This is a genomic window from Chamaesiphon sp. VAR_48_metabat_135_sub, assembly GCF_031418915.1.
Classification (GTDB): domain Bacteria; phylum Cyanobacteriota; class Cyanobacteriia; order Cyanobacteriales; family Chamaesiphonaceae; genus Chamaesiphon.
Map to the genome: position 1 here is coordinate 1 of NZ_JANOJV010000078.1, position 8885 is coordinate 8885.

Annotated in this window: 10 protein-coding genes; 1 reads left to right on the forward strand and 9 read right to left on the reverse strand. The window is 45.3% G+C overall.

The window, feature by feature from the left end; translation table 11 throughout:
* On the forward strand, window positions 1–939 hold a 939-nt coding region (locus RMO55_RS06215; RefSeq protein WP_310424919.1), incomplete at its 5' end, for a tyrosine-type recombinase/integrase.
* Between the two features lie 147 nt (window positions 940–1086).
* Here the strand turns inward: RMO55_RS06215 and RMO55_RS06220 are convergent.
* The 9 genes from RMO55_RS06220 to RMO55_RS06260 all read right to left on the reverse strand — a co-directional run.
* Complete coding sequence (locus RMO55_RS06220; RefSeq protein ID WP_310424921.1) at window positions 1087–1482, reverse strand: phage holin family protein; 396 nt, start codon at window positions 1480–1482, stop codon at window positions 1087–1089.
* A gap of 46 nt (window positions 1483–1528) precedes the next feature.
* A complete protein-coding gene (locus tag RMO55_RS06225) occupies window positions 1529–1717 on the reverse strand; it encodes a YqaE/Pmp3 family membrane protein (protein ID WP_310424924.1) in 189 nt (62 codons plus the stop codon).
* Between the two features lie 55 nt (window positions 1718–1772).
* Entirely contained in the window at window positions 1773–2090 is a 318-nt protein-coding gene (locus RMO55_RS06230; protein WP_310424926.1) for a hypothetical protein, read from the reverse strand.
* 62 nt (window positions 2091–2152) lie between these two features.
* Window positions 2153–2812: a hypothetical protein gene (locus RMO55_RS06235; protein ID WP_310424928.1), complete on the reverse strand. Its 660-nt coding sequence runs from the start codon at window positions 2810–2812 to the stop codon at window positions 2153–2155.
* 273 nt (window positions 2813–3085) lie between these two features.
* Complete coding sequence (locus RMO55_RS06240; protein ID WP_310424930.1) at window positions 3086–4264, reverse strand: hybrid sensor histidine kinase/response regulator; 1179 nt, start codon at window positions 4262–4264, stop codon at window positions 3086–3088.
* Between the two features lie 3 nt (window positions 4265–4267).
* Window positions 4268–4708, reverse strand: coding sequence for a response regulator (locus RMO55_RS06245; protein WP_310424932.1), 441 nt, complete (start codon window positions 4706–4708; stop codon window positions 4268–4270).
* 217 nt (window positions 4709–4925) lie between these two features.
* Window positions 4926–5240 (reverse strand): hypothetical protein, encoded by a 315-nt coding sequence (locus RMO55_RS06250; protein ID WP_310424934.1) that lies wholly within the window; start codon window positions 5238–5240, stop codon window positions 4926–4928.
* 40 nt (window positions 5241–5280) lie between these two features.
* A complete protein-coding gene (locus RMO55_RS06255; RefSeq protein WP_310424936.1) occupies window positions 5281–7125 on the reverse strand; it encodes an ATP-binding protein in 1845 nt (614 codons plus the stop codon).
* The coding region (locus RMO55_RS06260; RefSeq protein ID WP_310424938.1) for a PAS domain S-box protein at window positions 7125–8885 on the reverse strand (1761 nt) is incomplete at its 5' end. The genes RMO55_RS06255 and RMO55_RS06260, both read right to left, overlap by 1 nt.

Below are 8885 nucleotides of genomic sequence, written 5' to 3' on the forward strand. Positions count from 1 at the left end.
GCCGCATCACCCCTATCCCTGCAAGATATCGCCCAGCGGGATTTACTTAGCGAACTAATTGCCGATCGAAGATCGCCTAATACGCGGCGGACGTATACTAAGGCATTGGTAGATTTTTTCATGCAGGTGGCTAATTCTGCACCGACACCGCAACTGGTGGGGGAGTTTTTGGCACTCGATCGGTATCAGGCGATGACATTAGTATTGCGGTATCGGCGGATGTTGAGCGATCGCGGGTTGGCTCCTTCTACTATTAATACCCGACTGGCGGCGATTAAAAGTTTGGTGGGGTATGCGCGCAAAGTAGGTGAATGTCACTACGATCTGGCGGATGTGGAAGGGGTGCGGGTGGAGACTTATCGGGATACATCGGGGGTGAATCCGACGGAGTATCAGGGGATGATTGGGGTGTTCGATCGAGACACGCTCAAGGGGGTGCGGGATTATGCGATTCTCAGGTTATTGTGGGATAACGCGCTCCGGCGGGCGGAATTGTGTCAGGTGAATGTCAAGGATTTCGATCCGAATGGGCGTAAATTGTGGATTATTGGGAAGGGGAAAGTTCAACGTCAATCGATCGATCTCAGTCAGCAGTCGGTACAGGCGATTCAAGCGTGGTTAGAATTGCGGGGGAAATGTAAGGCGAGCGATCCGTTATTTTGTACACTCGACAGGGCTACGAAGGGACACCGCTTGAGTGGGAATGCCATCTATAATCTCGTTAGATCGACGGGAACCGCCGCAGGGATCTACAAAGTCATGAGTCCCCACCGCGTGCGTCACAGTGCAATTACGGCGGCTTTGGATGCGACGAATGGGGATACGCGCAGGGTGCAGAAGTTGAGCCGTCACGCGGATCTGAATACTTTGACTCTATATGATGATAATCGCCGACACCATCAAGGGGAAGTTACTAATATTTTGGCGAAGTTGGTATAAATTAGTGGATAAATTGCCTCTGAGTCATCAGTTTGCTCGACGATCTCCGTAGGAAGTGGAGTAGAAGACAGATAGATGTTTAGCAGTAGTTTTCTGCTAAACATCTATCTAAATAGGTGCGAAATTAGATAACTTTTCAAAAGTCGCTTAACTATTACTGGTTAAAGAAGGAGATTGACGACCGATCTTTTTTTCAGCGAAATAGTTATTTAGGAAAGTGCTGGCAAATGATAAGATGACTGGCCCCAGAATAAATGCGAGTAACCCACTCACTGTAAAGCCAGGGACAAACAGAGATGCTAGCCAAAAGCATAGGCCGTTAACTACTAACGAAAATAGTCCGAGGCTCAAGAAGTTAATTGGCAGCGACAGCAGCGACAGCACGGGTCGAATAGTGGAATTGACTCCGCCAACGGCAACGGCGGCTAGCATTGCGGCTGGAAAGTTAGCGATATTTACGCCTGGGACAGCTAGATCGACGATTAGTAATCCCAATGCTGTTGCTAAAGTAGTGACTAGGTAGCCAATGATATTATTGTTCATGTTTTACACCTTCAAAAGAGTTGATTTTAGTTGGAAATTTTTGGTTCTATTTGTACGCTGAATCATTTAGATCTTCGTTTTGTTTGACGATTGCCCAAACTGCATGAATACTGCCTGGAATCCAGCCTAGTAAGGTTAGTCCAATACTAATAAACAAAGTTGGTCCGACTCCAAATGCTAAGAAAACACCAACGGGTGGAACGAAGATACCGAGGATTAAATGTAGTAAATTCATGATTTTTGAGCCATTATTTGAATGAAGGGTAGAGCAAGATCTAAGTTGCAACTAGTCAGCGGTTGCGGATGCTGTGCCATAAATCTTTTAATTGTTGCTTAATCACTGCTTCTTTACGGGCAGCTACCGCACCAGCTTCAGCAAACCGGTCATGCGCTTCTGTCTGCTTTTGCTCTAGTGGAATCGTGCCACTATTTTGGGCTGCGGATTTTGTTTGGGTGTACCAGGTTTTGGCACCTTCGAGTTGCTGCTTGATTTGGTGATAGCGATTGCCATAGCGCAATGCCAAATTACGATCCCATTCAGCAATCTGCGCTTTGAGTTTTGCAGACTGTGCTTGCAGCAGTGGAAATATATTGAGAGTTAAGAGCATTGTCGTGTTCCTTTGTAATGCAATGGTTTGAAATTTTCCAATCCCGAATTTCCCCGGCCAACTCACTCGCGATCTGCTGATGTCATTCTCGCTTGACGAAATCCTGTCGCAGAGCCAATTAAGGCAGCAACCAAGCCTAAGAGTGAACCAAATACAAACGACCAACTCACTTTGGCGGTATTCCCTGCAATGTCGCGAGTTTGTTGAGCTGTGATATTCGGAATGTTGGGCGCATTTTGCCCAGTTGCGTTGGTTGGGGCATTATTCGAGCTACTTTGCCGAACTTGACTAATGACGCTGCCAGCATTTGAAGCCGCTACGCCAAATGCGCCTGATACCCCGCTAGACAGCAACCAAGCACTGAGTGCGAGCGTTGATGCCCATAGAATTGCACCATTGAGTAGTGCTGTATTGCGAGTCATCCGTCCAGATGTGCGCGCAACAGTCCAGCCACCGACAAATAGAGCGATTAGCAAACTAATAATCGACCAAATCCCAATGCCCACACTGACCCCCTGAGCTTCAGTTCGAGGTGCGCCAGAGTCACCGATGCTAGTCGCACCAACGGCTACTCCCAGGGCACTGAGCACTAGCTGTGTGCTAAGAGCAATCGCCAGTCCAGCCACAATTGGCCCCCACCGCACTTGGTCATGATAATTAGTCGTAGCAATTGGAATTACTCGATCGCCAATATAATCATTAGGTCTATCTACATATGCCATAATAGTTCTCCAAAAATTGTGGTGTAAATGTCAGATCTAAATCCACTGAATTCCTAATTTTTTCTCGATCTCAGCCTCTAGACTTAATCTTGGTAGAGCATCGTAAAAGTTAGTAGCTACACTCTGAATATTAAATTTTGCGGTATTAAATTCTGCGATGAATTGATACTCTATAGTTATACTTGTAACTACCTGGTAAATGAATCTACCAAAAGACAGATACCTAGTGGCAATCCTCTGAAAGAATTTCCGTCAAAAGATATTTAGTATTTTTCAAACAGTTGAATTGAGCATAGTGTCAACAGCAGGTAACTCAACTGCAAAGCTGCTACCTTCACCTACTGTCGATGTAACGGAAATTTTGCCGCCATGAGCTTTGACAATTTGTTTGCACAAATATAAACCCAGTCCACTATTCGATCGCTTATGATTACCGCGCCGAAAGCGTTCAAATAAATTAACGATGTCACTCTCAGAAATTCCGTTCCCCGTATCAGAAATAGCCACAGTTACAGTGGGGAAACTTGCTGTAGAGGGTGTAAGCTCAATCGAGATTTTGCCAAGATCGGTAAACTTGAGACTATTACCGACTAAATTAGTAAGCAACCGTTTTAATTCTAATCGATCGCCTGCAACCTGAAAATTAGCATCGGGGCGATCTCGATCTACGATCTTTGCCACTAACTCTACGCTTTTCGTTACGGCAATTGGTGTAAGTTCGCTGACTACTTCGGCGATGAGTTGAGTTAGATCGATCGGAATCAAAGTAAACTGTTTGGCATCTGTATCATAGGTATAAACATCGACCAGATTTCGCACCATTTGGAGTAAATCTTGATTGCTCCGTTCGATAATTTTGAGATTAGATTTTGCCTGTTCTGGTAGATCGCCAAACACATCATCACAAAGTAGCTCCAACATCCGATTTGCACCGACTAATGGTGTTTGGAGATCGTGAGTCATCCGCGCGATAAATTCTTCTTTTTGGGCTAATAATTCTTCCCGCTGCTGGTGGGCAAGTTCCATCGCCACTTCAGCATTGTGGACTCGCATCACATTCTGGAAGACTTGGCGCAGTTGAGCCGGAGATATTTGAGCTTTGGATAAATAATCGGATGCACCTGCTTTCATCAGATCTACGGCGACTCGATCGTCATTTTGTCCTGTGAGACTGACAATGGGGCTGCGAATCCCCTGTTCACGCAGTTTTTGGAGTAATTCGATCCCATTGCCATCTGGCAAACGATAGTCGATAAAAATGCAATCAAACTGATGGGAAACAGCTAAGGCAATCCCGCTCTTACAGTCGATCGCTTCTAGTATTTCTGTCTGAAAATCTGCACCCTTAAATGCTCTAATTACTGTCATCCGATCGACAGCATCATCATCAATTACTAGTACTTTAAAGACCTTATCCATCAATAATAGCGGTGCTAAAACTGGAGTTTTCATGGCCTACAATGTTGATGGCATTTCAGAAATCGACCAATAGCGGTTTAAAACATCGATCGTTTCGACAAAGCTGCTAAAGGTAATCGGTTTGATGATATACCCTGCGACATTGTATTGATAAGCAGTAGCTAGATCGCTATCCTGCATAGATGTAGTCAAGACAACTACTGGTAACTTGCACAAAGCGGGATCGGCACGTAATTCCTTGAGGAATTCTAGTCCGCCCATTTTGGGCATATTTAAGTCGAGCAGAATTAATAACCTGCTGTTATTTTCTGTGGCAATTTGATTATTGGTACGGAGCATCGCTAGAGCTTCGATGCCGTTGGCTGCGCGATACAGAGTAGAAGTTGCGTTGTTTTTTTTCAGAGCGCGTTGGACATTCATCACGTCTACTTCGTCATCTTCGACTAGGAAAATATTGAGTTGCTGAGTGTGTGTCATTACAGGAGATCGGGTAGCTGTCATCATCAATTTGTGCCTAATTGCTTAACGGTATGTCGATCTCTCGATACATGTTAGCTCTAATATGCCGCTTGCTGTTGTCGATCGGCATTCCCCTATTGTAAGACCTTGACAAGATTATCCATCTATCAAAAGGAATGTTTATTGTGAGTAAATCAACGAGAAACGCTTCCTTCTGGAGCTATTCAATCGTCGTTTAGGGAGCATAGGTTTCAGTGATATCGAGGTTAATCCATTCTTCCCATTCGGCTTTTTGCTCTTGATAGTAAGGTAGAGCGGCTTCGGCTTGTTGTGCTAAGATGCGGCGGCGTTCTTCGTTGGCGAAGCCTCTCGTTTCGAGATTCGATAGTTTGAGGAAAGATCGTCTATCTATGGCTTGCGGATTAGATTCTGAAGCATCGGGAATAATCAAAATTACTTCGATCGTTTGTCCAATCGGAATGTTCGGCAGATCGATCTCTAGGCGATTACCTGCTTGAATAGTTGTGGTGATGTAGCGAGTTTGTTTCATGAAAATATGTCGATACTTACTTGAATCTATTTTACGGGTTCTACCGTGGGGGATGTTGTGGCCAGGTGAAGTGGACTGCTAAACCCTTACCTGATGCTGGAGTTGCCAACCAAATTTTACCACCGACTCGTTCTACGAGTTTCTTGGCGATCGCTAGTCCGATGCCTGTATTCTCTTGGACATCACGGGGTTTGAGGGTTTCAAATAGTCGAAAAACTCGCTGATGGTGTTCTCGCTCGATCCCAGGGCCATCATCAGTAATGATAAATTCGAGCTGTTCTCCATCTGATTCTACGCAGATCCCAATCTGACCGCGATGCTGGTCTTGGGAAACGGCACTAACGAGATCGTGTCCGTCTACTTCCAGCGCATCATGATGTTTGAGGGCATTTTCTAGCAACTCTTCGATAACTTTGCGAAGGTGAGATTTGCACACAGTCAGATGGAGATCGGTGGGATGCACCTGGATTTTGAAGTTGGGTGGGAGCAAGAGAGCGGTTTTGATCTCTTCCAAAAAAGTAGCAAGTTCGATGGGTTCTGGAGTGACGGGATTTTGTCCCAAATTGGAGTATTCCCACAGTCCATCGATGAGGTTATTGAGGCGATAGATACGCTGGCGGAGCAGGTGGATATTGAGATCGAGTTGTTCGGATGAGTAGGGTCTGACTTCTTCTTCAATCCACTCCGAGAGGGTAGCAATTCCCCTCAGGGGGGTTTTGAGATCGTGGGCGGTGGCGTAGGCAAATTCGGCTAATTCTTGATTGCGGCTATTGAGGGTAAAGTTAGTGGCAATTAGGGCAAGGTTGAGTTTCTCGACGGCTTTGAGATGAGTTTGGAGCTGTTTCGTCAAATTGGCTTGTTCGGACACGTCCCTGATGATCGCGATGGTTTGATGTTCTTGCTGAATTTCACTCAGAGAAAGTTCGATCGGGAAACTAGTTCCATCCCGACGGTAGGCGGTAAGCTGCCAAATTCGCCCCAGTTTGGGCTGCTGTTGTAGCCAAGTGACTAATTCCGACAGTGGTTGGGATTGGGGCGTGGCTAAAGTGGCAAATAGCCGCATGAGCGGACATTTTAGTAGATCGATGGCGGTATAACCAAACATCTCAATTAGGGCAGGATTGACAGTTTCAATTTGACCCAATCGATCTAAAATTACAATCCCGTCGATAATATCGGTAGTCAGGGTCTCGATCAAACTATCGCGGCTGTGGATTTGGGCTTCTCTTTGCCGCAATTCTCGTTCTAATAACTGAAATAAATAAATCCCGCCGACGGTGGACATAATGCCTGTAACGGTAAATAGTAGTTGGAGAGAGTGAATCAAAGATTGGAGATGGCTCAGATCGTCACGTTCTCGATCGAGTGCAATTTGTTCGATCGCTTGAGTGGTATTGATTTCTTGGCGGAGGGCATCCATTTTCTGTTTACCTTGTCTCAAGAGTTTCGATCGATCTGCAACTGAAGATACTGTTTGTAACTTTGCGATCAGTTTTTGGATCGATTGAATCTGCGATTGAATTGAGTTTAATTGAGCTAATTTTTTGGGATCGTTGCCGGTCGATTGCTTCAAATTTGACAGGGCAATCGGCAAACTTTTTTGAGATATTCGATCTGGTTCTAAAAAGTCTGGATCGCCGGAAATTAGATATCCGCGCACTCCAGTCTCCGCATTGAGCATGACGACGAGTAACTCTTTTGTATTGGCGATGCGTTCCTGGCTAATGGCAATTTTTGTTCTAATGGTGTTGCTCTCTACCCGCGACCAGAACCAAGCTCCCATCGTTGCTAATAAACAAAGGGCGGGAATAGTCACGATCGCGGCTCCCCGATAGGAGAGTGACATTTTCGACCAATAAGTTAATAATCGCGGTTTTGCAAACATCAATATCTATGCTGACTTGGCATAGTTGTTTTGAGCCAGGTAAAACAGAATCGGCACCCTAGTTTGTATTCATCATCCAACCAAATTTCGCCGCCTTCGCCTTCGACGATCTTTTTGACTAGGGCTAAACCAATCCCCGTATTTTCGGTCGAATCTGTTGCCGAATTGAGGGTTTGAAAGATCTCAAAAATTCGCGACTGGCTTTCGCCTTCGGGGATACCTGGGCCATCATCAGCGATCGAGAATCGATGGCAATCTCCCAAATCCTCGGCAGTAATTTCGATCTGACCATCCACTCGTTCGTGATGTTTAATCGCATTACTAATTAAGTTGGCGAAAACCTGAGTTAATAATAATCGTTTGGTGTCCAAAATTGGCATCGAGTTTACAATTTTAATCTCAAAACTCTCTGGTGGTGATAGGGAATCGATCGTTTCGGCTAAGACTTCGGCAACATCGACGGTTTCGGTGGCTAATTCCGCTTTTCCAGCGCGTGAATAACGCAATAGTCCATCAATTAGCGCATCCATCCGTTTTACTCTTTGGCGCAATAATTTGAGTTGGGGATTTTCGCCTGGAATGTACTCTTGGAGATCTTCTTCAATCCATTCAGATAAATTGGCAATCCCGCGTAATGGAGCTTTGAGATCGTGCGCGGCGATCGATACAAATCGATCGAGTTCCTGATTGCGTTCCTGTAATTGTTTTTGTGCCAATGTCAGCGAATTATTCAGTCGTTGTAGATCGGCAGTTTGGGTTTGGGTGAGAATTTCTAATTTCTTGCGATCGGTAATATCTTTGATGGCGGCGACAAAATATTGGGGGATACCAGTCTGTCCAGTGGAATCGATCGATCTAATCAGGGCAACCGTCAGATTCACCCAAACATGATATCCTTGTTTGTGAATATAACGTTTTTCTAGAGTGTATTCACCAATTTCACCATTGATTAATTGGGCGATTAAATCCAGATCTTCTTGCAGATCTGCGGGTTCGGTAATTGCTTGAAACGTCGTAGCCAAGAGTTCTGCTTTGGTATAACCAACAATGTCACAAAATTTCTGATTTACCCGCAACAAAGCCCCATCTAGGGCAACATGAGCAAAACCCAACGGTGTATGCTCGAAGGTATAACGAAATAATTCTTCACTGGCTTGGAGGGCGATTGCGGCTTGTTGGCGTTCGGTAATATCGCGCGAGACAGACAAGATTTGCTCTACCTTACCATCAGCATCGAGGATCGGTGTTACGACTACTTCCCACCATTTGGGCGTATCTTTGAAGGTATTGCAATGTCCTTCAAACTTGCCAATTCCGCCAGATTTAGCTGTATTAAAGGCAGCCGCAAAATATTCAGCTTCTACACCTTGCCAAAGTTCGGCCGATTTAGTATTTGCAATAGTGGCGAAGTCGTCGATCTCCATGAGGAGTTGTCCATTGTCATTCATATACAGCAGACGACCTTCTAAGTCTAAAACTTTGATGCAATCTTTGTTGCTTGCCAATACCCGCCGCGTAAACTCCTCACTCCGACGGAGTGCTTCTTCATTGTGTTTACGTTCGGTAATGTCATCGATTACGCCAGTCATCCGCACTGGCTGACCATCGCTATTGTAATAAAACCGTCCAAATCCATCGATCCAATGGATGCTACGATCTGGCCATACCACTCGATACGCTGAACAGTAGTCGGTGTGGGCGGTCATCGCCAGTTGTAGTGCTGCCTTAACTCTAGGCAAATCTTCAGGATAAACGCGCTG

Coding starts and splice junctions, on each gene's coding strand:
- RMO55_RS06245 (WP_310424932.1), bottom strand. CDS start 4,708: ATGACACACACTCAGCAACTCAATATTTTCCTAGTCGAAGATGACGAA.
- RMO55_RS06225 (WP_310424924.1), bottom strand. CDS start 1,717: ATGAATTTACTACATTTAATCCTCGGTATCTTCGTTCCACCCGTTGGT.
- RMO55_RS06235 (WP_310424928.1), bottom strand. CDS start 2,812: ATGGCATATGTAGATAGACCTAATGATTATATTGGCGATCGAGTAATT.
- RMO55_RS06240 (WP_310424930.1), bottom strand. CDS start 4,264: ATGAAAACTCCAGTTTTAGCACCGCTATTATTGATGGATAAGGTCTTT.
- RMO55_RS06250 (WP_310424934.1), bottom strand. CDS start 5,240: ATGAAACAAACTCGCTACATCACCACAACTATTCAAGCAGGTAATCGC.
- RMO55_RS06230 (WP_310424926.1), bottom strand. CDS start 2,090: ATGCTCTTAACTCTCAATATATTTCCACTGCTGCAAGCACAGTCTGCA.
- RMO55_RS06220 (WP_310424921.1), bottom strand. CDS start 1,482: ATGAACAATAATATCATTGGCTACCTAGTCACTACTTTAGCAACAGCA.
- RMO55_RS06255 (WP_310424936.1), bottom strand. CDS start 7,125: ATGTTTGCAAAACCGCGATTATTAACTTATTGGTCGAAAATGTCACTC.